Origin of the sequence: Kitasatospora sp. MBT63, assembly GCF_000710465.2 — a bacterium.
Taxonomy (GTDB): Bacteria; Actinomycetota; Actinomycetes; order Streptomycetales; family Streptomycetaceae; genus Kitasatospora.
Genome location: NZ_JAIZ01000741.1, coordinates 32,068 through 58,081, shown reverse-complemented (window position 1 = coordinate 58,081; position 26,014 = coordinate 32,068). Strand labels below are relative to the sequence as shown.

The 26,014-nt window shown below is 74.4% G+C and carries 25 protein-coding genes and 1 pseudogene; 12 read left to right on the top strand and 14 right to left on the bottom strand.

The genetic code is table 11. From position 1 onward, the window contains the following. Nucleotides 1–41 precede the first annotated feature (41 nt). From AA75_RS38615 to AA75_RS38595, 5 genes are all read right to left on the bottom strand, one after another. Nucleotides 42–326 carry a three-helix bundle dimerization domain-containing protein gene (locus AA75_RS38615; protein ID WP_033825112.1) on the bottom strand — a complete coding sequence of 95 codons (285 nt, stop codon included), beginning with the start codon at nucleotides 324–326 and terminating at the stop codon, nucleotides 42–44. Beyond that, nucleotides 323–649 (bottom strand): hypothetical protein, encoded by a 327-nt coding sequence (locus tag AA75_RS38610; protein WP_033825111.1) that lies wholly within the window; start codon nucleotides 647–649, stop codon nucleotides 323–325. Before AA75_RS38610 ends, AA75_RS38615 begins: the two co-directional genes overlap by 4 nt. Nucleotides 650–903: 254 nt before the next feature. Continuing rightward, on the bottom strand, nucleotides 904–4,023 hold the full coding sequence (locus AA75_RS38605) for a phosphocholine-specific phospholipase C (RefSeq protein WP_051814146.1): 3,120 nt from the start codon (nucleotides 4,021–4,023) through the stop codon (nucleotides 904–906). Between the two features lie 274 nt (nucleotides 4,024–4,297). Continuing rightward, on the bottom strand, nucleotides 4,298–4,699 hold the full coding sequence (locus AA75_RS38600) for a VOC family protein (RefSeq protein WP_033825110.1): 402 nt from the start codon (nucleotides 4,697–4,699) through the stop codon (nucleotides 4,298–4,300). Then, nucleotides 4,696–5,241: a cupin domain-containing protein gene (locus AA75_RS38595; RefSeq protein ID WP_033825109.1), complete on the bottom strand. Its 546-nt coding sequence runs from the start codon at nucleotides 5,239–5,241 to the stop codon at nucleotides 4,696–4,698. The genes AA75_RS38600 and AA75_RS38595 overlap by 4 nt, the downstream gene beginning before the upstream one ends. A 192-nt stretch (nucleotides 5,242–5,433) precedes the next feature. On the opposite strand from AA75_RS38595, the gene AA75_RS38590 reads away from it, so the two are divergent. Then, the gene (locus AA75_RS38590) at nucleotides 5,434–5,802 is read left to right on the top strand and encodes a PRC-barrel domain-containing protein (protein WP_033825108.1); all 369 of its coding nucleotides are present in this window, start codon (nucleotides 5,434–5,436) and stop codon (nucleotides 5,800–5,802) included. 46 nt (nucleotides 5,803–5,848) lie between these two features. On the opposite strand, the gene AA75_RS38585 is transcribed toward AA75_RS38590, so the two are convergent. The 4 genes and pseudogenes from AA75_RS38585 to AA75_RS52975 all read right to left on the bottom strand — a co-directional run. Beyond that, on the bottom strand, nucleotides 5,849–6,553 hold the full coding sequence (locus tag AA75_RS38585; protein ID WP_033825107.1) for an SDR family oxidoreductase: 705 nt from the start codon (nucleotides 6,551–6,553) through the stop codon (nucleotides 5,849–5,851). Nucleotides 6,554–6,756: 203 nt separating this feature from the next. Beyond that, on the bottom strand, nucleotides 6,757–7,542 hold the full coding sequence (locus AA75_RS38580; protein WP_033825106.1) for a maleylpyruvate isomerase family mycothiol-dependent enzyme: 786 nt from the start codon (nucleotides 7,540–7,542) through the stop codon (nucleotides 6,757–6,759). Nucleotides 7,543–7,652: 110 nt separating this feature from the next. Then, nucleotides 7,653–8,960, bottom strand: a complete 1,308-nt coding sequence (locus tag AA75_RS38575) for an aldehyde dehydrogenase family protein (RefSeq protein WP_304441515.1) — start codon at nucleotides 8,958–8,960, stop codon at nucleotides 7,653–7,655. Then, a pseudogene (locus AA75_RS52975) lies at nucleotides 8,958–9,650 on the bottom strand (type 1 glutamine amidotransferase domain-containing protein); the annotation flags it as partial. The pseudogene AA75_RS52975 and the gene AA75_RS38575, both read right to left, overlap by 3 nt. 149 nt (nucleotides 9,651–9,799) lie before the next feature. On the opposite strand from AA75_RS52975, the gene AA75_RS38570 reads away from it, so the two are divergent. Next, nucleotides 9,800–10,267: a MarR family winged helix-turn-helix transcriptional regulator gene (locus AA75_RS38570; RefSeq protein WP_033825105.1), complete on the top strand. Its 468-nt coding sequence runs from the start codon at nucleotides 9,800–9,802 to the stop codon at nucleotides 10,265–10,267. Here the strand turns inward: AA75_RS38570 and AA75_RS38565 are convergent. Together AA75_RS38565 and AA75_RS53835 are read right to left on the bottom strand one after the other, a co-directional pair. After that, nucleotides 10,199–10,546, bottom strand: coding sequence for a hypothetical protein (locus tag AA75_RS38565; RefSeq protein ID WP_063794525.1), 348 nt, complete (start codon nucleotides 10,544–10,546; stop codon nucleotides 10,199–10,201). The genes AA75_RS38570 and AA75_RS38565 overlap by 69 nt on opposite strands. Continuing rightward, nucleotides 10,543–11,577, bottom strand: coding sequence for a cyclase family protein (locus AA75_RS53835; RefSeq protein WP_051814145.1), 1,035 nt, complete (start codon nucleotides 11,575–11,577; stop codon nucleotides 10,543–10,545). The genes AA75_RS38565 and AA75_RS53835 overlap by 4 nt, the downstream gene beginning before the upstream one ends. An 88-nt stretch (nucleotides 11,578–11,665) precedes the next feature. Between AA75_RS53835 and AA75_RS38555 the strand changes: the two genes are divergently transcribed. Beyond that, nucleotides 11,666–12,643, top strand: coding sequence for a LysR family transcriptional regulator (locus AA75_RS38555; RefSeq protein WP_051814144.1), 978 nt, complete (start codon nucleotides 11,666–11,668; stop codon nucleotides 12,641–12,643). A 29-nt stretch (nucleotides 12,644–12,672) separates the two neighbouring features. Here AA75_RS38555 and AA75_RS38550 read toward each other — a convergent pair whose 3' ends face one another. After that, nucleotides 12,673–12,936, bottom strand: a complete 264-nt coding sequence (locus AA75_RS38550; RefSeq protein ID WP_033825104.1) for a co-chaperone GroES — start codon at nucleotides 12,934–12,936, stop codon at nucleotides 12,673–12,675. A 207-nt stretch (nucleotides 12,937–13,143) separates the two neighbouring features. Here AA75_RS38550 and AA75_RS38545 point away from each other — a divergent pair, with 207 nt between their 5' ends. Continuing rightward, nucleotides 13,144–14,205: a hypothetical protein gene (locus tag AA75_RS38545; protein ID WP_033825103.1), complete on the top strand. Its 1,062-nt coding sequence runs from the start codon at nucleotides 13,144–13,146 to the stop codon at nucleotides 14,203–14,205. A 37-nt stretch (nucleotides 14,206–14,242) separates the two neighbouring features. On the opposite strand, the gene AA75_RS38540 is transcribed toward AA75_RS38545, so the two are convergent. Beyond that, on the bottom strand, nucleotides 14,243–15,607 hold the full coding sequence (locus AA75_RS38540; RefSeq protein WP_033825102.1) for a M64 family metallopeptidase: 1,365 nt from the start codon (nucleotides 15,605–15,607) through the stop codon (nucleotides 14,243–14,245). Between the two features lie 133 nt (nucleotides 15,608–15,740). On the opposite strand from AA75_RS38540, the gene AA75_RS38535 reads away from it, so the two are divergent. Then, nucleotides 15,741–17,102, top strand: a complete 1,362-nt coding sequence (locus tag AA75_RS38535) for a helix-turn-helix transcriptional regulator (RefSeq protein WP_033825101.1) — start codon at nucleotides 15,741–15,743, stop codon at nucleotides 17,100–17,102. 35 nt (nucleotides 17,103–17,137) lie between these two features. Here the strand turns inward: AA75_RS38535 and AA75_RS38530 are convergent, their stop codons facing one another. Beyond that, the gene (locus tag AA75_RS38530; RefSeq protein WP_149038631.1) at nucleotides 17,138–17,803 is read right to left on the bottom strand and encodes a hypothetical protein; all 666 of its coding nucleotides are present in this window, start codon (nucleotides 17,801–17,803) and stop codon (nucleotides 17,138–17,140) included. 876 nt (nucleotides 17,804–18,679) lie between these two features. On the opposite strand from AA75_RS38530, the gene AA75_RS38525 reads away from it, so the two are divergent. From AA75_RS38525 to AA75_RS38505, 7 genes are all read left to right on the top strand, one after another. Then, nucleotides 18,680–19,150 carry a DUF5709 domain-containing protein gene (locus AA75_RS38525; RefSeq protein ID WP_033825100.1) on the top strand — a complete coding sequence of 157 codons (471 nt, stop codon included), beginning with the start codon at nucleotides 18,680–18,682 and terminating at the stop codon, nucleotides 19,148–19,150. Between the two features lie 116 nt (nucleotides 19,151–19,266). Beyond that, nucleotides 19,267–19,572 carry a DUF6247 family protein gene (locus tag AA75_RS38520; protein ID WP_033825099.1) on the top strand — a complete coding sequence of 102 codons (306 nt, stop codon included), beginning with the start codon at nucleotides 19,267–19,269 and terminating at the stop codon, nucleotides 19,570–19,572. Nucleotides 19,573–19,783: 211 nt separating this feature from the next. Further along, a complete protein-coding gene (locus tag AA75_RS38515) occupies nucleotides 19,784–20,284 on the top strand; it encodes a tyrosine protein phosphatase (protein ID WP_033825098.1) in 501 nt (166 codons plus the stop codon). A gap of 586 nt (nucleotides 20,285–20,870) precedes the next feature. Then, nucleotides 20,871–23,468, top strand: coding sequence for a class III lanthionine synthetase LanKC (lanKC, locus tag AA75_RS38510; protein ID WP_033825097.1), 2,598 nt, complete (start codon nucleotides 20,871–20,873; stop codon nucleotides 23,466–23,468). A 102-nt stretch (nucleotides 23,469–23,570) separates the two neighbouring features. Next, nucleotides 23,571–23,708: a SapB/AmfS family lanthipeptide gene (locus tag AA75_RS48615; RefSeq protein ID WP_107452462.1), complete on the top strand. Its 138-nt coding sequence runs from the start codon at nucleotides 23,571–23,573 to the stop codon at nucleotides 23,706–23,708. Nucleotides 23,709–23,767: 59 nt separating this feature from the next. Beyond that, complete coding sequence (locus AA75_RS48610) at nucleotides 23,768–23,920, top strand: SapB/AmfS family lanthipeptide (RefSeq protein WP_233289375.1); 153 nt, start codon at nucleotides 23,768–23,770, stop codon at nucleotides 23,918–23,920. A 231-nt stretch (nucleotides 23,921–24,151) separates the two neighbouring features. After that, nucleotides 24,152–25,978: an ABC transporter ATP-binding protein gene (locus AA75_RS38505; RefSeq protein WP_233289374.1), complete on the top strand. Its 1,827-nt coding sequence runs from the start codon at nucleotides 24,152–24,154 to the stop codon at nucleotides 25,976–25,978. Nucleotides 25,979–26,014 lie beyond the last annotated feature (36 nt).

Below are 26,014 nucleotides of genomic sequence, written 5' to 3'. Positions count from 1 at the left end.
GGGGTGCCCGGGGGGGCCGTCCGCCGGTGGAGCGGCCGGGGCTAGAGGGCCGGCGGCGGGGTGGTCAGCAGGGTCAGGGCGCGGCGCTCGACCAGGATGGGGATGAAGGTCCGCACCCTGGCGTCGCTGAGTTCGCCGTAGGCGGTCGCGACGACCGCGTCGACGCGGGACGGGTCGGCGGTGGGGTGGGCGCGCTTGAGGCGGGTGGCGACCAGCTGGACGGCGTCGCGCTCCTCGGGGGTGGCGCCGGCGGCCTCGGCGGGCCCGGCGGCCCCGCCGTCGCCGGGGAGGGACGGGCGGGCGGCGGCGGGCTGCTGGGCGGTCACGGCCTGGTCCTCCGGGTCTCTACGGGTTCCGGGACGGTCAGCGTGACCACGGCGACCTCGCCTTCGGGGGCGCCCAGGTCGTGGCAGATCCAGGTGAGCAGTCCGGCGTCGGACAGGTCCGTCAGGGCCGCCCGCAGGAGGTCCGGCGCGATGCGCAGGGCGGCGGCCGCGGCGGTGACCGGGAAGGCGGCGGTACGGGCGAGGTGCTGCCGCGGATCTGCCACGAGGTCGATCAGCAGCCCGGCGGCGACCTGCCCGCGCGGGATCCCCCGGGCCTGCCGGGCCCAGTCCGTGGCCCAGCTCTCGAACGGTGCTGACTGCATCGGCCTCTGCCTCCGCACCTGGTCGTCCGGGGGTGGCCGTCCGGTCCTCGGCCACTCGATTCCCCGGCTTTGCAGCATTGTCCGGCGGCCGGGGGGCCGGCGCCCGTCGGACGGGGATGCGGCCGCCCCCGCGGCCCGTTGTTGGCCGGGAAGGGGCGCGAGGGTGGCGTGTTCATGACATTCAAGCGGCGGAAGGGGGCGCGCCGCAGGGCGGGCCCCCCGGGGGCTCCCGCCCTGCGGCGCGCGGGTGCGGATCAGGCCGTGATCGGCTTGCTGTCCAGGCGGATGTGGTCCACCGCCCAGTACCAGTTGTTGCCGGCGTCGAACATCCGGAACTTCAGGGTCACCGCGGTGGTGCCGGCCGGTACGGCGAACTGCCGGGTGACGAAGGCGTTCTGGACGTCGGCACCGGCGTTGTCGTTGCCGGTGGCGTCGCTGCTGTACGAGAGCAGCCGGGTCTCGGCGCCGGTGTCGAACACCGCCGTGACGGTGGCCTTCTGCGGTGCCTCCTGCCGGTAGTGCGAGTCGAACGCCAGGTACAGCGTGCCGGTGCCGGCCGGGACGGGGACGGCGGGGGAGACCAGGGTCGAGTCGAAGCGGCCCTTGGCGGACGGCGCGCCGGTGTCGTCCCAGTCGTCCGGGTCGGCGACGGCGAGGATGCCCAGGCCCCGGGTGAAGTTGCCGCGGTCCTGCCCGGCCGGGGTGGACCAGGCGCGCTTGGTGTGGAAGGTCCAGCCCTGGAGGCGGGCGGTGCCCTGCGGCATGCCGGGGGCGTTGACCACCGACCAGCCGGTCGGCGCCTGTGCCGTCCAGCCGAGCACCTGGCCGACCGGTTGAAGCGCACCCGCCAGCGACTCGAAGTCCTCGCCGAGCAGGTGGCCGGCCATCGACGGGGCGGTCCGGGCCGCCACCTCGCCGTCGGCGACCACGTACCGCTCGCCGGCCACCGCGCGGGCGGTGACCAGGATCCGGTACGGACCGGCGCCCGGCAGTGCGGTGGGCGGGGTGACCTCCCACTCGGCGGTCGCGGTGGCGCCGGCCGGGAGCGCGGTGGGCGGCGCGGTGACCGGTACGACGGTCCAGCCGGCCGGGACGACGGGCGCGGCCTCCAGGCCGGCCAGCGCGTCGGCGGCGGTGAACACGGCGGCGACCCGGGCGGCCCGGCCGGGCACCAGTACGGCCTCGTCGATGGTGGTCGACGCGGACTTCAGCGCCACGTCCAGGGTGAGCGCGTCGGGCAGGCCCATCGCCGGGTCGGTGACGTTCTGGCTGCCGCCGGAGAGCCGGCCGGCGTAGCGGCGGCGGAAGAACAGGTCGCCCTGGACCCCGACGGTGATGTCGTACCAGCTCTCGCGGTTGACCGTGACGTCGACCGAGGCGCTGGAACGGGCCTCGACCCGCACCTCCCGGCGGCCGCCGCCGTACGCCAGGTCGGCGATCACGAAGACCTGGGCGGTACGGGTGCGGTTGGTCAGGCCGACCTCCAGCACCCGGCCGGTCAGGTCCTCGGCGACGTGTGCCTCGAAGCTGGCGGCCGCGTCGCCGCGGAAGTGCCACAGGTAGCCGTTGGGGCCGTGCACCCGCAGGTCGTACCCGGCGTCGCCGGCCGTCCAGGTGTCACGGATCAGGTCCTTGGCGGCGACGGTGTAGTGGCGCGGCGCGGTGCCGGGCTCGGGGTAGACGGCCAGCACGCCGGCCTGCCGGCCGTGGTTGATCATCTCGAGGGTGACCACGCCCTTGTTGACCAGCGGCGTGACGCGCAGCGCGTACGGGGTCGGGCGGGCGGTGCGGGTGCCGCGCTGCTGGCGGGGCAGCGACTGCGGGCTCGGGACGGTCGGGGCGGGCAGCTTGCCGGTGTCGTCGACCTTCTTGCGGTTGCCGCTGGTGTCGGGCAGCTGCGGCCACGCCGGGTCCTGCCCGGAGAAGTCGAAGACGGAGGTCAGGTCGCCGGTGACGGCCCGCCGCCAGGCGCTGATGTTGGGCTCCTGCACGCCGAAGCGCTTCTCCAGGAACTTGATCACCGAGGTGTGGTCGTAGACGGTGGAGTCGACCACGCCGCCGCGGGTCCACGGCGAGACCACGATCATCGGCACCCGCACGCCCAGGCCCATCGGGTACGGCCCGGAGACCACCTTCTCCCCGGCCGGCAGGCTCGCGGCCCAGCCGAGGGTGCCGTCGGCGTTGCGGATCCGGTAGCGGCCGTCCTGGTCCACCACCCGGTGGTACGTGCTGGTGCCCTTGGAGACCCGGACCACCACCTCGCCGTCGACCGGGACGGAGGACTTGCCGCGGCCGGTGGCCAGCGGCGGCACCGGGGGCAGCAGGTGGTCGAAGAAGCCGCCGTGCTCGTCGTAGTTGAGGATGAAGACGGTCTTCGCCCACACCTCCGGCTCGGCCGCCAGCGCGGCCAGCAGCCGGGCGGTCAGGTGCTCGCCGTTCGGCGGGGCGTAGTTGGCGTGCTCGGAGAGCGCGGCCGGGGCGACCAGGAAGGACACCTGGGGGAGCCGGTCGGCCTTGATGTCGGCGGTGAAGGCGTCCACCAGCGCGTCGCCCATCGCGAACGGGTCGCCCTTCTTCGCCGGGTCGCCGACCTGCTTGAGGCCGCGCTCGTACAGCGGCTCGCCCGGCTCGGCCCGGTGGAAGGCGGTGAACCAGGCCAGCGCGTTGTCGTCGAAGTTGTCCAGCGCCTGGTAGGTGCGCCAGCTGACGCCGGCCTGCTCCAGCCGCTCCGCGTAGGTGGTCCACTCGAAGCCCGCCGCGGGCTCCGAGTTGTCGGTCACCGGGGTGTCGCGGACGGTGCCGCCGCTGGTGCCCGTCATCAGGTGCTCGCGGTTGGTGTTGGTGTTGCACTGCACCGAGGCGTGGTAGGCGTCGCAGGTGGTGAAGACCGAGGCCAGCGCGTTGTAGAACGGCATGTCGGCGGGCTCGTAGTAGCCCTGGCCGAGCCAGCCGGAGGAGCGGCGGGTCACCGAGCCGTCGGCGAGACCGTCGTTCCAGGCGCTCATCGAGGCGATGAAGTCGAAGGACGGCGCGCCCTGCTGGTACGCGTTGGTGTGCGCGGCGTTCATGGGGAACGGCAGCAGGTGGCCCTCCTTGCGGGAGGGGTCGGGCTGGTGGAAGACCGAACGGCCGTTGACGCCGCGGACCGCCGCCCGGTCGCCGAAGCCGCGCACGCCCGGCAGGGTGCCGAAGTAGTGGTCGAACGCGCGGTTCTCCTGCATGAAGATGACGACGTGTTCGATGTCCGCCAGGGTGCCCGGCTTGGCCGGCGCGGCCAGGGCCTGCTGCACGGTCAGCGGGAGGGCGGAGAGCACTGCGGCGGCGGCCGCACCACCCAGCAGGGTGCGGCGGGAGAGCTCGGGGCTCGGCTTCATCGGGGTGACTCCTCGTTCACTGGCGGGGCGTCGGTCTTTTCAGTCCAGACCCGTTATGTCTAGGGGGCCGACATGGCGGTCAGTGAGGCGGGAGGTGGCCGGTGAATGACGAGGTGTGGTCCCCGACCTGTCTGGACATCTGGCGGTGCCGGACCCTGGCCGGGGGCGGCTGAGCTGGGGCGGAGCGCGGCGGCGGGAAGCTCCGTTGACGTACCGACAGGTAACCTGACAGGTGGCCTGCCGCCGCCGCGCGGGCCGGTGGGCCCGCCCCGGCTCAGGGGTTCCAGGTGCGCGAGCAGAGCACCATGCGGTAGCCGTCCGGATCGGCGACGGTCACGCCGTACTCGTCCCAGTACGGGTTGTGGGCCGGGGTGCGGGTGCCGCCGCAGGCGACCAGCCGCTCCACCAGCGCCTCCTCGGCCGGCGCGCCGAGGTAGACCACGAACAGGTCGTCGACCGTGGGGGTGGGCTCGAGCGGGCGCTCCGGGTCACGGGTGAGCTCGAAGTGCCAGGCACCGCCGGGCGGACCGACCATCAGCAGGTCGTGCTCGCCCGGCACCCGCTCGGTGGTCCGCCACAGCACCTTCAGCCCGAGGCCGTCGACGTAGAAGCGTTCGGCGGCGGCCAGGTCCCGCGAAGGGCGGGCCACCCGGACCGGCGCGGCGGGGTCGATCATGCGGACGCCTCCAGTGCGGCCCGCCACGCCGGGCTGTCGACGTAGTGGTTGTCGAAGCGCTCCGCCGACTCGGCGATCTCCTTCGGGTCCGCCTCCCCGCGCATCACCCGGCCGAGCAGCCGCAGGTAGTCGAACCGGGCCATCCCCGGCGTGAACACGAACAGCACGTCGGCCTCGCAGCCGGGCGCGGCCGCGAAGGCGTGCGGCGTGTGCGGCGGCACCGCCAGGAAGTCGCCCTCGTGCAGCACCGTCACCTCCTCGCCGAGCAGCACCTGCAGCGACCCCCCGAGCACGAAGAACAACTCCCAGGCCCGGGTGTGGAAGTGCGCGGGCGCGCCGACGGCACCCTTGGCGAAGCTCGACCGGTAGCTGGTGAAGGCGCCGCCGGTGCCGGCCGAGTCGGCCAGCAGGGACATCACACTGCTCGGGTCGGCACAGGTCTCGGCCTCGGCCCGACGGGTCAGGACCGGCTGAGCGGGCTGGGCGGGCTGGGCGGGCTGGACGGACTGGGTCTCGGGGTTCTCCGTGGTCTTCATGATCATGACTCTATCGGGTCGAATGGCCCGCCGCACGGGACATTCGGACCGTCAATTCCTGGGCCAATCACGGGACTAGTGCCCGCGGCGGCCCCGGTGGGGACCGGCAGGCATGAACCTCGGGTTCCGGGGCAGCCGAGCCCTGCACGGCGCACCGCCGACGATCCGGCACCGCGCCCCCGACGGGAGGAGCAGTCCATGAGCAGCGACACCGGGATCTGGGAGTTCCGCTCGACCTCCGGCCACATCTCCGGGACCGACCTGGTCGGCTACCACGTCGAGGCCACCGACGGCCACCTCGGCAAGGTGGACCGGCTCTCCGAGGAGGTCGGCGCCCGCTACCTGGTGGTCGACACCGGGCCGTGGATCCTTGGCCGGCTGGTCCTGCTGCCGGCCGGCGTCGTCCTGCGGGTCGACGAGGACGAGCGGAAGGTCCACGTCGACCGCACCAAGGACGAGATCAAGCACGGGCCGGAGTTCGACCCGTTCCAGCTCGAGGCGGACCTCGGCTACCAGGAGAAGTACGCCGGCTACTACGGCCCCTTCTACGGCGGCCCGGTGATGTGACACCGCCCCGGACCGCGACCACGCGGGACCGCCCGCGCGGTGGCGGTCACCAGGGCAGCGGGCGGCCGTCGCGGAAGAAGCCGCCGGTGGGCCCGGAGTCCGGCAGGGTCGCCGCCCGGACCACGCCGGCGGCGCCCTGCTCGACCGGCCCGCCGCCCGGGCCGCCCATGTCGGTGGCGAGCCAGCCCGGACAGACCGCGTTGACGAGGATCCGCTCCCCGCGCAGCTCGTCGGCGAGCTTGCGGGTGAGCGCGTTGAGGGCCGCCTTGGAGATGCCGTAGGCCGGTGTCCCGCCCGACATCGACGCCAGCGACCCCGACTCGCTGGAGACGTTGACCACCCGCGCGGCCGGGGAGCGGCGCAGCAGCGGCAGGAACGCCTGGACCATCGCCCAGGCGCCGAACAGGTTGGTCTCCAGCGTCCGGCGGACCTCGTCCAGGTCGACGTCGCAGGCCCGCTCGGCAGTGTCGTAGTTGATGGCCGCGTTGTTGACGAGGACGTCCAGCCGGCCCGGTTCCGTCTCCACCGACCTGGCGAGCGCGCGGATGCCGTCGAGGTCGTCCACGTCCAGCCGGCGGGGCAGCACCGCGCCCGGCAGCCCGACGAGGCTTTCGGCGGCCCGCTCGGCGTCCTCCGGGCGCCGCGCGCACAGCAGGACGGTGTGGCCGAGTTCGGCGAGCCGGCGGGCGGTGGCCAGGCCGAGGCCGCGGTTGGCGCCCGTGACCAGTGCAACCGGCGCGAGGGTGGTCATGTTCTCTCCAGGTCGGTGGTCGGCGGTGCCCGGTCGGGTGCGCCCGGCCGCCTCCGTCGGCGGCACAGGGGCACATGGGTACAGGGGACCACTTAACACCGAACCCGGGCGCACCGCACCTCACCGGCACGCCCGGACCCCGACCCGCCGCGCGGCCGGGCAGGCCGCCCCCGGCCGTGCGGCGGACCGCCCGAAGTTCCTTCTCAGAACGCGGAGTTGGCGAACCAGTGCGCCAGCAGCTCCTGGTCCCCGGCCAGTTCGAAGCCGCCCGCGGTGCGGTCGAGGCGGCCGTAGAGGAGCAGCAGCAGGTCGGCAGCGGTGCCGAGGACCGTGGCGTCGGCCGTGGCCCCGGCCCCGTCGGGGTCGACCCCGAAGCCGTCCGGCCGCAGACGGACCAGCCACTCGTCCCCGCCGTCGGTGCAGCCGAAACGGATGGTCCGGTCCGCGCCGCGCAGCTGCGCCGTGCCTGGTGCGAAGACCGCGGCGAACGGCAGGTTGACCAGGAACTCGTCCACGCCGTCGACCGCCAGGTCATGGTCGACGGTGGCCGGCAGGCCCAGGGCGAGTTCGGCGTCGACCCGGTGCACGAGCGTCTCGAACAGCATCCGCCGTACCCAGAAGCGGGCGTGCTGGTCGGCGCCCCAGGCCCACATCGGCTCGTCCGGGTCCCCGGCGGCGAAGGCGTCGGCGGCCTCGGCCGCGCTGTCGAGCAGCCAGTCCGGATAGCCGGACGCCGCCTCCGGCAGCCGGAGGTCGACCTCGCGGCTGGTGGGCGGCTGCTGGACCCGCTGCCGCAGCAGCACGGCGAACCAGCGCTGCACGCTGCCGGCGTGCCGGACCAGGTCGGCCAGCGTCCAGCCGGGGCAGGTCGGGACCGGGGTGGCCGGGTCGGCGTCGCGTACCGCGGCGGCGAACCGCTCGGTCTGGGCCGCGACGGCCGCCCGGTGGTCGACCCGGCCCGGGCCGGCGGGGCGGGTTGCTGAAGTCATGGTGGTGCCTTCCGGGGGTGTGCCCCCCGGCCCGCGGGTGGAGCCGGGGCCGGGGACGGTGGTGTCGGTGATGCGTCGGTGATGCAGGGGGCGGTGCGGCCGGTTCGGCTTCAGCCGAGCGGCTTGTCGAGGACGGCCTTGGCGTGGCTGAAGGTGTCGAGGGAGTACTCGCCGTGGTAGCGGCCCATGCCGCTCTCACCCACGCCGCCGAACGGCAGCTCGGGCACGGCCAGGTGGGACAGCAGCAGGCCGAAGACCAGGCCGCCGGAGGAGGTCTCGCGGGCGAGCCGCTGCTTGGTCCGCTCCGACCCGGTGAAGGCGTACAGCGCCAGCGGCTTGTCGCGCTCGTTGATGAAGGCGATGGCCGCGTCGAGGTCGGGGACCTGGATGATCGGGAGCACCGGGCCGAAGATCTCCTCGCGCATCACCGGCGCCTCGGGGGAGACGTCGGCGAGGACGGTGGGTGCGAGGTAGCGCCGGTCGCGGTCGCCCTCGCCGCCGGTGACCAGCCGGCCGTCGCCGAGCAGCGCGGTGAGGCGGTCGTGGTGGCGCTCGTTGACGACCCGTCCGTAGACCGGGCTGGCCGCGGGGTCCTCGCCGTACAGCTCGTGGACGGCGGTCACCAGTTCGGGCTCCAGCGCGGCCGCGGTGTCGCCGATGGCGAGCACGTAGTCCGGGGCGACGCAGGTCTGGCCGGCGTTCTGGAACTTGCCGCGGGCGATCAGCCGGGCGGTGTGGGCCAGGTCGACGCCGGGCTCGACCACGACCGGGCTCTTGCCGCCGAGCTCCAGGGTGACGGGCGTGAGGTGCTTGGCGGCGGCCGCCATGACGATCCGGCCGACCGTGCCGTTGCCGGTGTAGAAGATGTGGTCGAAGCGCTGCCCCAGTAGGGCGGTGGTCTCCTCGACGGCGCCCTCCAGCACGGCGACGCTCTCGCGGTCGAGGTAACGGGGGATCAGCCGGGCCAGCGCCGCGGAGGTGGCGGGCGCGAGCTCGCTGGGCTTGACCAGGACGGTGTTCCCCGCGGCGAGCGCCCCCACCACCGGGGCGAGCGCGAGCTGCAGCGGGTAGTTCCACGGCGCGATGACCAGGACGACGCCGAGCGGGTCGCGGACCACCCGTGCCTCGGCGGGGAGGAAGGGCGCGGGGACGGCGGCGGGCCTCGGCGTCAGCCACTCCTCCAGGTTCGCGACGGTGTGGTCGAGCTCGTTCAGGGTGAAGCCGACCTCGGCGCGGTAGGCCTCCTTGGCGTTCTTCCCGAGGTCGGCGTGGAGAGCGGCCAGGAACACCTCGGACTGCTCGGTGAGCAGGGCCCGCAGCGCCTGCAGCTGGGCCAGCCGCCAGGCGAGCGGCCTGGTGCGGCCGGTGTCGAAGGAGCCCCGCAGCCGGGCGACCACGGTGGCCGGGTCGGTCGACACCGCCCGGACCAGGGTGTGTGCCAACTCGGCCGAGGATCCCGGGTTCTGGCCGGTGTAGAGGTTGCGGTCGACCACGGTGTGCGGGGTGAACGGCTCGGCCTCGGCGAAGTCGGCGCCCAGCTCGGTCAGCCGGTCCTGGACCAGCCAGCGGGCGCCCGCGGCGAGACCGACGGCGTGCTCCTCGGCGTTGGTGAAGGCGGTCATCCGGTATCCGGCGAACGGCCACTCGCCGTCCTCCCGGCGGGCGGCCAGCAGGGCGGCGGGCGCGTGGCACACCACGCCCAGGGGCCGGCCCGAGTCCAGCGTGCGGGTCAGGATCCGCCCGGAGTCGGCGTCGACGGCCAGGTCCTCCATCGGGCCGTGGCCGCCGGGGTAGAAGACCAGGTCGAACGCGTCGGGGTCGACGGCCGCGAGGTCCGCCGGGTGGTCGAGTTCGGCGCCGATCGAGTCGAGGTACGCGGTGATCCGGCCGGCCTGCTCGGCACCGCCGTTGGCCTCGGGGGCGAGACTGGCCCGGTCGACGGTGGCGGGCACGCCGCCCGGGGTCGCGATGGTGATCTCGAAACCCGCCGCGCGGAAGATCCGGTGGGGCTCGGCAAGCTCCTCCGCCCAGTAGCCGGTGGGGTGGGCGGTACCGTCGGCCAGGGTCCAGTGGGTGGCGCCGGTGACGACGAACAGGGCGGCGGTCATGGTGGGGCTCCAGCCGGGATCGGGGCCCTGCCGCGGTGGACGGTGCGGACCTGGGGTCCGAGGGCCTGGATGGTTGAGGTCTTCAACTAATTTGTGAAGGTAATCCTCGATCGTTGAGGATGTCAAGTAATCTCGCCTACACTCGACCCATGACCCAGTCTGCGCCCCGGCCGGCCGCCGCCCCCACGCCCGTCGAGCTCATGGACCAGCTCGCCCGGGCCGCGGCCGCCTACTACCGCTGCTTCGCCACGGTGGCCGCCGAACGCGGACTCACCCTGATGCAGGGCAAGATGCTCAGCCTGCTCCGCACCCCGATGCCCATGCGCACCCTCGCCGACCTGCTGGCCTGCGACGCCTCCAACGTCACCGGGATCGTCGACCGCCTGGAGGCCCGCGGCCTGGTCCGCCGCGAGGTGGCCGCCGCCGACCGGCGGGTCAAGAACGTCCTGCTGACCGAGCAGGGCGAGCAGACCGTCCGCCTGATCCGCGCCGAACTGATCTCCGGCCTCGCCGGCCTCGACCAGCTGGACGCCGAGGACCGCTCGGCCCTACGGCGCCTGCTCGGCCAGGTCTTCCCGGAGCCCGCCGCCACCACCACCGCCGCTGCCGCCCGCTGACCGGCTCCGGCGGGAGCGGGGGTGGCGGCGGAGGCGGGTCCCGGCGGAGGACATCCCCGCGAGCGCGGCCACGCCGATCAGGATCCAGACCGCGTTGAGCGCGACCGACGGCCAGGCCCGGTGGGCGGCCGAGTTCAGCGTCAGCCCCGCCGCCCCGGCCAGGTTCAGCAGCTGGAACGCCCGGCCCGACCCGTCGAGGCGGCCCGCCGAGACCAGGGCGTACGCCGCCAGCAGGGCCGCCGCGGCGGCCCACCCGACCAGCGCCACGGCCAGGTTCACCGGGCGCCGCCCCCGTCCGCCGGGGCGGTGGTCACCGCGAACGCCCGCACCGGGAAGGTCCCCAGCCCGGCGATCCGCGGCGGCGCCGCGTGAAAGCGGAAGCCGTCCGCCGGGAGCTGCTCCAGGCCGCGCAGGTGCTCCACCACCGGGATCCCGGCCTCCAGCAGCAGCGTGTGCGCCGGACGGGTGCCGTCGGCCGTGTCGTCGATGTTGAGCGAGTCGATGCCGACCAGCGCGGGCCGCTGCGAGACCAGCCACTCGGCGGCCTCCCGGGTCAGGAACGGGTTCCCGCTCCCGTACTGCCCGGTGCCCCAGTGCCGGTCCCAGCCCGTGTGCACCAGCACCGCACGGCCGGTGACCCGGTACGGCGCGAACACCAGCGGCCCGATGGCCCGGCCGGGGTCGTCCGGGTCCACCCCTTCGTGGCCCACCCGGACCACCAGCCCGTCCAGGTCCACCAGCCGCTCCAGACCGATGCCCGACAGGTCGGGCCCGTCGGCGAACCGGTGGAACGGGGTGTCCAGGTAGGTACCGGTGTTGGCGACCATGCTGATCCGGCCGATCTGGAACTCGGTTCCCTCGGCGTAGTGGTCGTGCGAGGCCTCACGCGACAGATGGTCACTCAGTTCCGGTCCCGGCAGGCCCGGGTAGGTGACCATGCCGTGGTGGATCGGGTGGCTGAGCTCCACCAGCCGGCGGGCACCGTCCGACACCGGCGCCTGCGCCTGTGCATCGCCGCGCGGCCCCTTGTGCTGCTCCCGGATCACGGTGATCCGGTCCAGCGTCACCCGGTCGACCATGAGCAGGCCCAGCTCACGGACGAACCGCGCGGCCAGCGCCGGCTCGTCCACCTCCGGGCGGTCGAGGTCCGGGCGATCGAGGTCCGGGCGGTCGAGGTCCAGGCGGTCGAGGTCCAGGCGGAAGCCCTGGACCTGGAGGCCGCCGCCGTTGCGGAAGGTGACCTCCGCATCGAACTGGACCCGGAGGTCGGGGCCGGTGGACCGGGCGGCGGAAGTCTGGCTGGAAGTCATGACCCCACCTTCGATGAAGGAAAACTGAAGTTCAAGCGATAGTTTCTTAAGCGATGCGACAGTCACGGTGAAGCGGAAGGCGCCCCGGATGGAGATCGACCCCCGCAGGCTGCGGGTCCTGCACGCCGTGGCCGTACGCGGCGGCGTGATGGAGGGCGCCCGGCTGCTCCACCTCACGCCGTCCGCGGTCTCGCAGCAGATCGCCCAACTGGAACGCGAGACCGGGGTCAAGCTCCTCGACCGGACCCACCGCCGGGTCGAACTCACCGCGGCCGGCCGCCTGCTGGCCGCCCGCGCGGAGCGGATCGAACGTGAACTCGCCGATGCTCGGCGGGAGTTGGCCGCACTGTCCGGCCGGGCGGTCGGCCGGGTGGTGGTCGCCGCGTTCCCCACGGCGGTACGGCACCTGGTGGTCCCCGCCATCGGCCGGCTCGCCGTCGACCACCCGGACATCGAGCTGAGCGTGGTCGACACCGAGGGGCAGGCCGCACTGCGCGAACTGCGGACCGGCGCCGTCGACGTGGTCATCGCCGAACAGGACGCCGCACTCGCCTCCGCCTCCGCCTCCGCCTCCGCCGCCGCCCCGGCCGGGACCGGTGACCGGGAACGGCGTACGGGGATCGCGGTCCGCACGGTGCTGGAGGACGAGTACCGGATCGTGGTGCCGCCGGGCTGGGCCGCCCGGATCCGGACGGTCGCCGACCTGGCCGCGGTGCCCTGGATCGCCGCACCGCCGGAGTCCGCCTGCGGCCAGGCACTGGCCCGGCTCGCCGCCGAACACGCGCTGACCCCGCGCCGCGCCCACGTCTGCATGGAGTTCCCCGCCGTGCTCGCCCTGGTCGAGGCCGGGCTCGGCGCGGCCGTCGTCCCGCTGCTCGCGCTGGCCGGTGTCCCGCAGGGCCGGGTGGCCGCCGCGGCCCTGCCGGGCGTCGGACACCGGGTGGTGTCGGTCCACCACCGGGCCGGGGCGGCCGGGCCCGAACCGGTGGTCGCGGCGGTGGTCGGCGCTTTGGTCGACGCGGCCGCCGCAGCAGCGGGGGCGGGAGCCGGGGATGCGGGCGGCTGACCGCGCGGCGGGGCGGGCCTGCAGGCGCGCTACTCCGCGGACACCGACAGGATCTCGTCCTCCGGCAGTTCCACGTAAACCTCTCCCTCCACCTCGATCTCCGAGCCGGAGAAGCCGGGGAACACGATCCGCTCGCCGACCTTGACGTCCACCGGGTGCGGCTTGCCACCCTCCAGGGACCGGCCGGGTCCCACCGCCACCACCTCGCCCTGCCGGGTGTCCGTGGCCGACCGGGCCGCCTCCCCGATCGGCTTGACGATCACACGGTCCTGCGTCGGGCGGAAGTCGGGCATGGGATGGTCCTCTCGCTCGGTGACTCGGTGACTCGGTGACTCGGTGGCGCTGTGATCAGGTCGATTCTGGCCGGAGTCACCCGCCCGGCCCGGCAGCGCGCGGCGGCGCCCCCGGCGTTCGCCCTCCTGGGTGTACGCCCGCCCCGGCCCCCGGATCCCGGCCCCTGGCTCCGGGAACGTCGGTGGGAGCGTCTAGAGTCCTGCGCCATGGCTGAGACATTGATGCTGGGTGAGGTCACCTGTCCCTCGGGTGAGCTGCTGGTCGTGGACGGCGGCTACCTCGGGCTCTGGCGCGGCGACGCGTCCCCGGGCGCCGTGGATCCCGACCCGGAGCTCGACCACGGACCGGTGGTCGACCTCGCCGTGACCGGCCCCGACGCCGAAGCCGCGGCCCGCTCCATCGACGGGGAGCCCGGCCCGGTGCTGTACGACGTCCCGGTGGACGAGGTGGCGGACCTGACCGCCCGGTTCATCGCGCACTGCGGAGCCGCCGGGCTCGACGCCCGCCTGGAGGAGCTGCCGGACGGGGTGCCGCACCGCGACCGTGCCCGCCGCTGCGTTGCTCGGGGCGGCGGGAGCTTCTCCGTCTCCGGCGTCCCGTTCGTCGCGCTGGGCGGACTGCCGAAGGACGTCGCGCTGCCCGTACTCGCCACCCGGGCGGCGTACGACGGGGACGGCGGGGACGACGACGGCGGCGACTGGGAGGAGGGGGACGGCTGGGCGCGGTTCCGGGTCCTGGTACGGGACGCGCCGGTCGCCCGGTCCGTCCCGCTCGGGGTGATCGGTGTGGACTGGGCCCGGCTGGCGTTCGCGGACGCCGACGCGCTGGCGGCCTGGCAGCACGACGAACCGGTGGACGGCCTCGCGGACGTGGCGTTCTGGGGCCTCCACCAGGACGAGGCGGCCGCCGCGTTCGGCGCGCCCCGGCTGGGGGAGCCCGGCGAGGAGGACTCGTACGGCTGGACGGGCCTCCCGCCCGCCGAGGCCCTCGAACGGGCGGAGGCCCTCGCGGAGTGGAAGGAGGCGAACCCGCGGCGCGGCCTGGCCTTCGACCTGCGGCCGCACTCCCACCACTGGCAGGTCATGCGCCAGGTCCGGGGCTCCGCCACCGGATCCGGCGCAGTGCGGGTGGGCGGCGCGCAGGTGCTGTTCGCGATGACCGGGTGCGGCGACGGCTGGTTCCCCGCCTTCGCGGACTTCGACGCCGACGGCGGGCTCGTCGCCGTCCGGGTGGAACTCGGGGACGAGGACGGCCCGGACGGCGACTGAGCCCGCACCGGCGAGGGCTGCCGGTGCCCCACGGAGGTCAGCGGGTGACCTGCCAGGTCACGGCGTCGGTGAGCGCGGTGCGCAGCTCGGGGTCGATGACGGCGTCGGTCGGGTCGGTCGCCACCGCGGTCAGGCAGTGGTGCAGGAAGCGCGGCCCCGCCAGGTCGAGGTCGGCGATCCGGACGGTGGCGCGGTCGCGCAGGCCCCGCACCTCGCGCCCGTCGAGGTACCAGCGCAGCCGAGTGCCGGGCGCGGGGAGCTGGACGGTGAGCCGGTCGCCGCGGTGCAGGACCGTTCCGGCCGGGGTGTCGCTCGCCAGCGGGGAGGCGTACCGGTAGAAGCCCGCGATCATGGCCTCGCGCCCGGGGAGGTTGAACTCCCGTCCCAGCGACCGCATGATCGAGTTGTCGGTCGGCCGGTAGAGCCCCGACGGGTAGTAGCCGGCACCCTCGTAGGTGCCGACCGTGCCGCCGTCGGGGGAGGGGCGGCCGAGCCAGCGGTACCACTTGGTGCGGGTGCGGCGCAGGTCGGCGGCGGTCAGCGTGGTGGTGTTGGCCTCGGCTGGCTCGTCCCCCTGGTAGGTGCCGCCGCCGTCGTAGAAGTACTCGTCGGCGAGCTTGCCCAGCGAGTGACCCGTCTCGTGCACGGCAATCTGGCCGGAGCGGTCGTTGCCGCCGGCGACGGTCGCTATCCCCGAGTAGCCGAGCGGGGAGACGATGTCGTTGTAGCCGGCGCCGCCGTACTTGGCGGTGTTGGCGACCACGATGACCAGGTCCGCCTGCGGCGCCTTGGCCGCGTACCGGTCGACCGCGTCGGTGTCGACGCACAGCAGCCGCTCGATGTCCTCGCACCAGAAGTACGAGCCGAGCGCGGTGTTGCGGACAGTGGTGCGGTCCGGGTCGCCGGAGGCGCCGGACTCGGCCGAGACGGCGTCCACCGTCCAGACGTTGAACAGCGCGCGGTAGGTCCGGTACGGCTCGACCGCGGTGATCTCCTGCCACTTGGTGGCGGCGTCCGCGTGGAACTTGTCCTGCTCGGCGGCGGTGTAGCCGTCGCCGATGACGACGACGTCGAGCTTGGCGGCGGTGCTGCCGTTGTGGACCACCGGGGTGACGGTGCCGTCCCCGGCCGCGCGCGGGGCCGCGAGCTTCGGGGCGGCGAACGGGGAGGACCCGGGGACCCGGGCCCGGCTGATGCTGCCGTCCTCGCCGAACGCCTCCACCTCGTGCGAACGCGCCGCAGCGGTACCTGCCGCAGCGGCGCCTGCGGGGGCGGCACCTGCGGCGGCGGACGGGCCGGGGGAGCTGGGGCCTGGGGCGGCCGCGGCGGTGGTGGTGGCACTGAGTGCGGCGACGGCGGTGACGCCGGCCAGGGCGAGGGCGGTGAGTCGGGCTCTGCGCAAGGGATTGACCTCCGGAACTGATGTTAAGTTGACGGATAATCAGGCTTAAGTGCTGAGTTAATGTAGGGCCGCCCCTACGCCCGGGGCAACGCCCGGCGCAACAATGGCCGGTGATCGACGTGAAGAGGCAGCCATGACCGAACGCAGCGACCCCGCCGACATCGGCCGAAGGATCCAACACCTGCGCCGCGAAAAGGGCCTGACCCAGCGCAGACTCGCCGAACCCGCCTACACCGCCGCCTACGTCTCCACCCTGGAGGCCGGCCGCGTCCGCCCCTCCGAGGCCGCCCTGCGCCACCTCGCCGAACGCCTCGGCGTCACCTACGACGAACTCGCCACCGGCCGCCCGGCCCACCTCGACACCGAACTGCGCCTCGCCCTCACCGAGGCCCACGGCGCCCTCGCCGCCGGCGACACCGCCGACGCGGCCGAACGCTTCGCCGCCTGCCTGGACACCGCCCGCCGCCACGGCGCCGACGCGCTACGCCCCGCCGCCCTGCTCGGCCTCGGCGACTGCGCCCTCGAAGCCGGACACCTCACCGAGGCCCGCGAACACTTCGAGACCGCCGAACGCCTGCAGGCCGACCAGCCCCTGCCCCGGCGCGCCGCCGCCATCCGCGGCCGCGCCGTCGCCCACCTGCTCGCCGGCGAACTGCGCTACGCCTGCTACCTGCTCGAGACCACCATCGACCGGCTCAACGCCGGCGGACTGCACGACCCCGACGCGCTGCTGCTGCTCTACTCCGCCGCCATCGGCCCGTACATGGACATGGGCGCCCACGCCCGCGCCGCGCAGGCCGCCGAACTCGCCCTCGCCCTCGCACCCGGCGCCACCGACCCCGCCCTGGTCGCCGGAATGCACCGCAGCGTCGCCCGCACCCTGATCGCCGAAGGCCGCACCGCCGAGGCCGACGCCTCCCTCGCCAAGGCCCAGGAGCTCTACCAGCGGCTGCGCCTCACCACCGACCTCGCCAAATGCCACTGGATGCGCGGGTACGTCCACGCCCAGTCCGGCGACCTCGACGCCGCCGAACGCGAACTGCGCACCGCCCGCGACATGCTGGCGTCCCGGCAGGCCGCCCTCTTCACCGACCAGGTCGACGTCGAACTCGCCGACGTCCTGCGCCGCCGCGGCCGCGCCGCCGACGCCGCCGACCTGCTCGAACGGCTCCTCGACCGGATCGGACCGGACCGGGGCGCCGTCCACGCCGCGGGAGCGCACCGCCTGCTCGGCCTGATCGCCGACGACCGCGGCGACCCCGAGCGCGCCGAGGAACACTACGTCCGGGCCCTCTCACTGCTCGAACGCGCGGGCGCCGCAGGCGACCTCGCCGACCTCTGCCGCCTCCTCGGGGACCTGCTGCGCCGCACCGGCCGGACCGAGGCGGCCCTGGACGTCTACCGCACCGGCCTCGGTCACCGCTCGGCCCCGGGCACCACCACCCTCGGCCCCGCCCCGGCCGCACCGCCGCTGTCCGTTCCGCCCGGCACCTGACATGCCGTCCGGCACCTGACCGGCGTCCTGCGCTGCTACCGGGTCACGCGGGCCGGGGCGTGGTGGGTGAGCCAGGCGGTGAGCGTGGCCAGCAGGCTGTCCCGGTCGTGCCAGGTGTACCAAGGGAGTTCTTCCGCGAGGAGGTCGTCCTCCCAGAGTTCGACCGCCTCCGCCAAGGCCCGGTCGGCCACCGGATGGTCCAGCGCCGCCCAGGCGTCGAGCCAGGGCGCCAGCTCGCCGGAAGCCTCGACACAGAGCACGAGGGTCGTGCCGGCGTGCGACACCCGCTCGGGTACGACCAGGCCGAGCGCCCAGAAGGCGTGCAGGAACTCCCGTACGGTCGCGGCCTGTTGCGGCGGCCACCCCTGCCAGTCGCCGCGGTGGAGCGACAGCCCGATCTCCGCCCGGTAGCGGAAGGACTCGGAGCCGGGGTAGGCGAGCGCCGTGGCGAGTTGCGGGAGGATCCGGCGCAGCACCGCGGCGTGATCGTCCCAGTCGGGAGCCTGCCAGGTCCGCCGCAGCAGGTCCGGATCCAGCTCCGCCCCGGGCACCTTCAACAGGGCGAGCTCCTCGGCACTGCCCCAGTGGCACGCGCAGTTGTGCTCCTCCGGGCGCGCCACCGCGGTCCGGAACGCGGCGGTCAGGCGCTCGAGGGCGGCGTCGAGGCGCAGCTCGGCAGCTCTCACAGCAGGGTCGGTCATCGGCGTCCGCCTTCGGGACTCCACCGGGCCCGGGCCCGGCGAAGATCGCTACGCTACCGGTCCCAGGGAGCCGATGCCACGGAGAATCAGGGCCCGGCCGCTCGCCGATACGGGCGTCCGGGGGATGGCTTCGCGGTGGCGCCCTAGCGCCGGGCCGCGTCCCCGGGCTTGCGGACTGTGGCCCCGGGGTGGATCGCCGGTGTGCCGAGTCCTGGAGCAGGCGTGTTCAGTGAGTCGCTGGCGGAGGGCTTCGCTGTCGTGCTGGAGTCTGGAGTGCGGCCATGGCGCCGGTGGGCTCGGCCTTGCCGGCCAGGTCCTGCCAAGGACGGCGATGTGGGCGCCCCGTGCGGGCGGGCCACGGTGGGATGCCTCCGCAGGCGCCTCGCGGGCAGCTCCGTGCCTCATCCGGAGGGTGACCGACCCGCGATGCCGTGCGGCTGACGCCGGCCCGGGGAGCAGGCCGTCGGCCGGTGTCCGGCCCTTCCGTGGCGCCTCTCGCGGGCCGGGGGAGCGGTGGGCGGCGGGGCGCCGGACCGGTTGAGTGACCATGGCGGGGCGCGGGCCCTTAATCTGGAGACGTGCCACGCGTCCGCGAGTGCCGCCGCGATCTCGGCAGGCGGCGGCGTACGGAAGCGGCGGTGTGCGGGGCAGTGACGGGCGACCCGCCCGTGACCGCCCGGCCGCGTACCGCCGTGACCGCGGTCGCGACCGGTACCGGGCTGCCGCGCGTCCCACGCCCGGCAGGCCGCGCCGGTGGCGGAGTGCGCTCCGCCCGGGTACGGGTCGGCGGGCGCCGCCGTACGTCGGCGGACGTACCCACCGACGCGGACAGCAGCGGCGACGCGGGCGCCGGAGTCGCACGAGAGGACGTACGCCATGGCCGGGACGGAGAACGCGAGGGGCGACGACGTCTATCAGCCCGAGGCGGGCGACGTCGTCGACGACGCGGGTGTGCTGGACACCGAGGACACCCTCAGCCAGCGGGAGGCCGACCCGTACGACGAGGGTTGGACACCGCCCGAGCGGCCCCTCGCGGTCGAGCGCCGGGGCACCACGGTCGAGGAGCAGCGCCGGGGCGAGACCCTGGACCAGCGGCTCGCCCAGGAGAACCCCGACGACGGACCGCAGTCGCTGGACCGGGACGGGGACGGCATCGGGGACACCTCCGATACGGACGGTGAGCCGTGGGACCGTGAGGTCGGCGTGGTCCGGGCCGGCCGGCTGGCGGCCACCGACGCGCCCGGGCCCAACACCTTCGCGGCGGACGTGGGCATCGACGGCGCCGCCGCCTCGGCCGAGGAGGCCGCGGTCCACGTCATCCCGGACGACGAGGACGAGCCGTTCTGACCGTCCTCCCCTCCGGACCCGGCGGGGCGTACGGCGACGCCGGGATCCCCGGACCCCCTCCGGCCGCCGCCCGGGTGGCGTACCGTGACCACGGACACCCTTGTGCGGAGGACCCGATGAGTGCTCAGCCCGACCACGTGCCGGCCCTGCCGCCGGTGCCGGCTCCCGCCGCGGCCGCCCGGTTGGTCGCCCGGATCCGGGCCGACCGGCGTGCGGAGCGGTGGCTTCCCGCCTTCGAACGGGACTGGGCCGAGGCGCTGGAGGACTCCCGCCAGTCATATGATCTGACTCCGCTGCATGTGGTGGTGCGCACCTGGCAGGGGCGACTGGACACGGCCCCGGCCGTCGACGCCTTCGTGGCGGGCGGCCCGGACGACGAGGACGGGCTCGACCTGGAGCAGGTGCTCGGCGCCGGCCGCTGAGCGAAGGCCGCCGAGCGGCGGCTGCCGGGGCCAGGCCGTTGGGTGTGGGCCGTTGAGCGTTTGCCGTTGAGCGCAGGCCGTTGAACATGGGGCGTTGAGTGCCCGGCCGTTGATGCGCGCGTTTCTCAGGTGTCCGGCAGCGCCGTTACCGTCTGCCGTTGCCTTCACATGTGACTGTCCGTCAGTTCCCGATCGGAAGGATGCTGCCCGTATGCGACCTGCCCTCTTCACCGTCGACCTGCCCCTCCCGGGACGGCTGAGCACCATGGCCAGGCCCCGGGGACACGACTGGCTGTCGGACGAGATGACCGCGCTCAGGCGGGCCGGCGTCGACGTCCTGGTCTGCGCGCTCACGGGCCCCGAGTCGGAGGAGCTCGGACTCGCCGAGGAGGCGCGCGAGGCGGTGGCCGCCGGGCTGGACTTCGTCCCGATACCCATCCCCGACCGGACCGTTCCCGACCTGCGCACGGTGCTGCCCGCGTTGCGGGACCTCGCCCGACGGCTGCGCGCGGGCGCCCATGTGGTCACCCACTGCCGCGCCGGGATCGGACGCTCCTCGCTGCTCGCCGCATCGGTGCTGATCCTGGAGGGTGTCGACCCCGGCACCGCCTGGGACGCGATCGGGCGCGCCCGTGGGCTGGCCGTCCCCGACACGGCGGAGCAGCGCAGCTGGACGGACGGGCTGACGGTGAACTCGCCCGGCGGGGTGTGAGTTCGGCAGGCGCCCGGGTCCGGGTTCGGATCCGGGCTTGGATTCGGGGGAGCAGATCCGGCCTTGGCCACGTCGAAGAAATCCGATCTTAATTAGAACGTTAACGCGATCAAAGGTCATTCGTTCACGCCGATTCGAGTAATGTGCAAGCCCGGCTCGGTGTCGGATCGTTGGCGGAGCGGTGAACTCCGCCCATACGTGCGCCGGTGTCCGCCCGTGCGCGCTGCCGCCGGCCGGTGCCGTGGTGGGTTGCCCGCGCAGTCGGCATCCATGCAGGTGGAGCAGGGTATGGCGAAGCGGGTCGGGTGGGGGTGTGACGGGTGCCCGGTGCCGGCCGGTGGCCCGGTGGATCGGTTCGCGGGCGGAGGGCGCACTTTTTCGCACCCCGGCTCGTTCCGGGAGCGGCGTCTGCGCCGGGGGTGAAAATTCATCCGGAATACCTGCGTCCGCGCCGTTGCGCAGGAAACTCCGGGCACCCAACACTTCGGATAGTCGCATCGCGGCGGGGCTCAAATCGGCCCCCGGGCGGTGCGCCGGCGTCTCCGCAGTCCCACCTGTGCCGCATCCCGCACCGAGGAGGGTTCCGTTGGACAACCGGTACGAGGCCTATGCCTATGCCGACCCGCTCTTCTACGACTCGCCCCGCCGCTGGGGCGCCCACGAGGAGTTCGCCGCCGTCGGCCGGCCGCTGCCCGCGGGGTGGGAGCGCGGGGACCAGGAGATCTGGGCCGTGGTCCGGCCGGTGGACGTCCGACTGCCCGCGCAGGGCTGGAAGATCCACGTGTCCTCGTGCGCCGAGGACGCCGAGCAGGTCCTCGAGCAGGTCCACGCGTTCTGTCTGAGCGAGCGCATCACCTTCAAGTTCCTGCGCGGTCTGCCCATCCTCCACGTCCAGAACTCCAAGTACGCACCGCGCGGCGCCAGCGGGAAGTTCTGCACCCTCTACCCCGTGGACGACGGCGAACTGGAGCGATGTCTCGACGGCCTCGGCCTGCTGCTGGCCGGCCGCCGCGGCCCCTACATCCTCAGCGACCTGCGCTGGGGCGAGGGCCCGCTCTACCTGAGGTACGGCGGCTTCGCCGAGCGCCACTGCCGCAACGACGCGGGGGAGCGGGTCCTCGCCCTCGCCGAGCCGGACGGCCGGCTGGTGCCCGACGTCCGCGGCGCCGGGTTCGCCGTCCCCGCCTGGGCGCCGGTCCCCGCCCGCCTCGCCCCGGCCATCGCCGAACGGGCGGCGCAGCGCGACACCGGACTGCCGTACACCATCGAGCGGGTCCTGCACTTCTCCAACGCCGGCGGCGTCTACCTGGCCCGCGACGGCGAGGGCGGCACCAAGGTCGTACTGAAGGAGGCCCGGCCGTTCGCGGGCCTGGACCAGCGCGGCGTCGACGCGATCACACGGCTGCGCAACGAGCACGCCATCCTGGACCGGCTGGCCGGGGTCCCCGGCGTCCCCGCCCAGTACGGACTGCTGACGGCCTGGGAACACGAGTTCCTGGTCCAGGAGTTCGTCGAGGGACGCTCCCTCAGCGAGTGGCTGACCAGCCGCTACCCGCTGATCCACCCCGGCACCGACGAGGCCGCCGTCGCCGAGTACACCCGCGACGCACTCGACATCGTGGACCGGCTCGAGCGCACGCTCGCCGGGATCCACGACCGCGGCGTGGTCTTCGGCGACCTCCACCCGCGCAACCTGATCATCCGGCCGAACGGCAGCCTCTGCTTCATCGACTTCGAACTCGCCAGCACGGTCGATGAGTTCCTGCGGCCGGCGCTCGGCGCCGCCGGATTCACCGCGCCCCCGGGGTACACCGGCCCGCAGATCGACCGGTACGGGCTGGCCGCGATCCGGCTCTGGCTGTTCCTGCCGCTGGCCCAACTCCCCGCCCTCGACCCGGGGAAGGCGGACGAACTCGCCGACGCCATCGAGCGGCGCTTCCCGGTGCCACCCGGCTACACCGACGACATCCGCCGCCTGCTCGCCGCCGCACCCGGCGACGGCCGCACCGCCCGCCCCGAGCTCGGACAGCGCCGCGCCGAGGCCAACGCGCTGCTCGCCGCTCCCGAACCCGACTGGCCCGCGATCAGGGACTCGCTCGCCGCCGGCATCGCCGCGATGGCCACCCCCGACCGTACGGACCGGCTGTTCCCCGGCGACGTCGCCCAGTTCACCCAGCGCGGCCCCGGCCTCGCCCACGGTGCGGCCGGCGTGCTCTACGCCCTGCACGCCACCGGCGCCGCCGTCGACCCCGACCACGTGCGCTGGCTGGCCGACGCCGCCAGGACCCGCCCCACCACCCCCGGCCTGTACTCCGGCGGGCACGGTGTGGCGTACGTCCTGGACCTGCTCGGCGAACGCGAGAGCGCGCTCGGCCTGCTGCACCGCCTGGCCGCCGCCCCCGACGACGAACCCGGCCCCGACCTGGCCACCGGCGCACCCGGCATCGCCCTGACCCTGCTGCACTTCGCCGAGGCCACCGGCGACCGGCGGCTGCTCGACGACGCCCTGAGCCTCACCCGCTCCGCCGCCGGGACCCTGGAGAAGGCCGGGCGCAGCGACCCCGCGCGCCGGGCCGGCCTGCTGGCCGGGGCCTCCGGCACGGTACTCGCCCTGGTCCGGCTGTACGAGTACACCGGCGACCCGGCCCTGCTCGACCAGGCGCAGACCCTGCTCCAACTCGACCTGGACCGCTGCACCGCCGTCACCGACGGCACCCTCCAAGTCGTCGACGGCCGCCGGGTCCTGCCCTACGTCGAGACCGGCAGCGCGGGCATCGGCCTCGCGCTGGACGCCCTGCTCGCCCACCGCCCCGACAGCCCGGCGGCCGAGCACGAGCAGGCGATCCGCCGCGCCGCGGAACCCGAGTTCATCATCCAGCCGGGCCTGTTCAACGGCAGGGCCGGACTGCTCGGCTACCTCGCGCTCACCCGCGCCCGCGCCGCCGAACCCGCCGCCACCGCTCTGCTGCAACGCCAGCGCACCCTGCTGACCCTGCACCAGGTCACCTACCGCGGGCAGCTCGCCTTCCCCGGCGACCAACTGCTGCGGCTCTCCGCGGACCTGGCCACCGGCTCGGCCGGAGTGCTGCTCGCCCTCGGCACCGCACTGGCCGGCACCCCCTTCCTCCCCTGGACCGGCAGGCCCGGCGCGGCGACACCGCCGCCCGCTGCCACCACCGGCTGACGGGCCCACCCCGCCCGTACGCCACCCCCGGGCGCACCCGCGCCCCCACAGGCCCCGGCCGTCGGCCGGGTTGTACACCCTCCGCAGAAGAAGGAGAAAGTCATGGCGATCCTCGACCTCCAGACCATGGAGCTGCCCGAGACCGAGGCGGCCCCGATCGACGACACCCTGGCGAGCACCAGCTCGCTGAGCGTCCTCAACTGCGGCACCAGCACCGTCTCCACGCTGATCTGCCTCTGACCGTGCGCCCCGCGCACCCACGGCCCCCGGCCGTCGGCCGGGTTGTTCACCCTCAGTAGATGAAGGAGAAAGTCATGGCGATCCTCGACCTCCAGACCATGGAGCTGCCCGAGACCGAGGCGGCCCCGATCGACGACACCCTGGCGAGCACCAGCTCGCTGAGCGTCCTCAACTGCGGCACCAGCACCGTCTCCACGCTGATCTGCCTCTGACCCGTCCGCCCGTCCGGTAGGGCGGGAAACACGGAACAGCCGACCGGGCCGTCACCACCGGCCCGGCCGGCCCACCGGGCCGCAGCGGCGACACCCCGCTGCGGCCCGGACCAGCAACTCCGCCGGTCTGGGGCGTCGTACGCCGCAGGCCGGCGATGTCGTGATCCCGCCGGCGTCGCGGGCCACCGCACCGTCGCCGCACCGCCGTTCGTACCACCAGAGAGGCTGCCCGTGGCCGACCAGAGCACCCGCACCGCCAGCCGCCCGCCGGACCCGGTACGGCTGCGCGCCGAGCTGACCGCCGAGCCCGTCCGGCTCGCCCTGTCCCTGCTGGCCGCCCTCGCAGCCACCGCCGCGATCCTCGCCCTCCCCCTGCTGGTGCGCGAGATCATCACCGACTTCTCCGCCCACCGCCCGCTCACCCCCGACGTGCTGCTGATGTGCGCGGCCGCGCTCGGCGGCGCCCTCGCCGAGGCGCTGTCCGGGTTCCTGCTGGCCCGCATCGGCGAACGGCTGACCTACCGGCTGCGGGTCCGCATCATGGAACACGCCCTGCGGCTGCCGCTGGCCACCGTCCGCACCAAAGGCACCGGCGAGATCGCCGCCCGGATCACCTCCGACGCCCTGCTGCTGCGCCAGGTCGTCGAGGTCGCCGTCCAACTGCCGCTGGCCGCACTGACGGTGGCGGCGACCCTGGTCGTGATGGTCTGGATCGACTGGGTACTGACCCTGGTCACGGTACTCGCGCTCGCCGTCCTGACCGTCCTGGTCCTGCTCATCCTGCGCCGGATGCGGGCCAACGTCACCGGCCAGCAGGACGCCGTCGGACAGCTCGCCCAGCGCTTCACCGCCGACCTCGACGCCCTCACCACCATCAAGGCCTACCGCGCCGAACCGGTGGCCGCCCGCGCCCTGGCCGCCGACGCCGAACGGCTGCGCGCCGTCTCCCTGGTGGGCGCCCGCCTCGGCTCGCTGATCCCCGCGGTCCTCACCCTCGGCAACCAGCTCGCGATGATCGCCGTGATCCTCACCGGCGGCGCCCGCCTCGCCGCCGGGAACCTCCAAGTCGCCGAGTTCGCCGCCTTCCTGCTCTACCTGCTGCAGACCATCCCCTCCGTCAACACGCTGGCCACCGGCACCGGCCGCCTCCAGGCCGGCCTGGCCGCCCGGGACCGCTGCAACCAGCTGCTCGCCCTCCCCCCGGAGACCGACCCCAGGGACGCCGAACGAGCCGTCCCCACCCCGGTGCCCGACGCCCCCTCCGTGGTCTTCCGCTCCGTCGGCTACACCCACGGCGGCTCCACGGAACCCGCGCTGCGCGGCATCTCCTTCACCACCGCCCGCACCGGCCTGACCGCCGTGGTCGGCCCGTCCGGGGCCGGCAAGAGCACCACCCTGTCGCTGATCGACCGGTTCATCCGCCCGACGGCCGGCACCATCACCGTCCTCGGCCACGACGTCCGGAGCTGGCCCCTGGACGCGCTGCGCGGCCGGATCGCCTACGTCGACCAGGCGTTCACCCTGCTGGAGGCCACCGCTCGGGAGAACCTCCAGCTCGGCCGCACCCACCGGGCCGACGACACCGAACTCGACGCCGCACTCGACGCCGTCGGCCTCACCGAGGACATCGCCCGCCTACCGCAGGGCCTCGACACCCCGCTGGGCCGCGAATCCGACCTCTCCGGCGGCCAGCGCCAGCGGATGGCACTCGCCCGCGCCCTGCTCTCCGACGCCGAGATCGTCCTGCTCGACGAGCCCACCAGCCAGCTGGACGGACTCAACGAACAGCGGTTCCGGGCGATCGTCTCCGAACTCGCCGCGACCCGCGCCGTCATCGTGGTCGCCCACCGGCTCTCCACCGTCCAGCACGCCCACCACGTCATCATGATGAACCGGGGCACCGTCGTCGACGCCGGCGGCCACCGCGAACTGCTCGCCCGCTGCGGCCCGTACCGGGACCTGGTCGCCAGCCAGACCGGCCCCGGGACGGGCCTCGACGCCGGGCCCGCCACGCCCACTACACCCTCCACACCCTCCACGGCGGTGCCGACGCGCTGAGTTCGGGTGTTCGGCGGTCGGCGGTCGGCGGGTGGC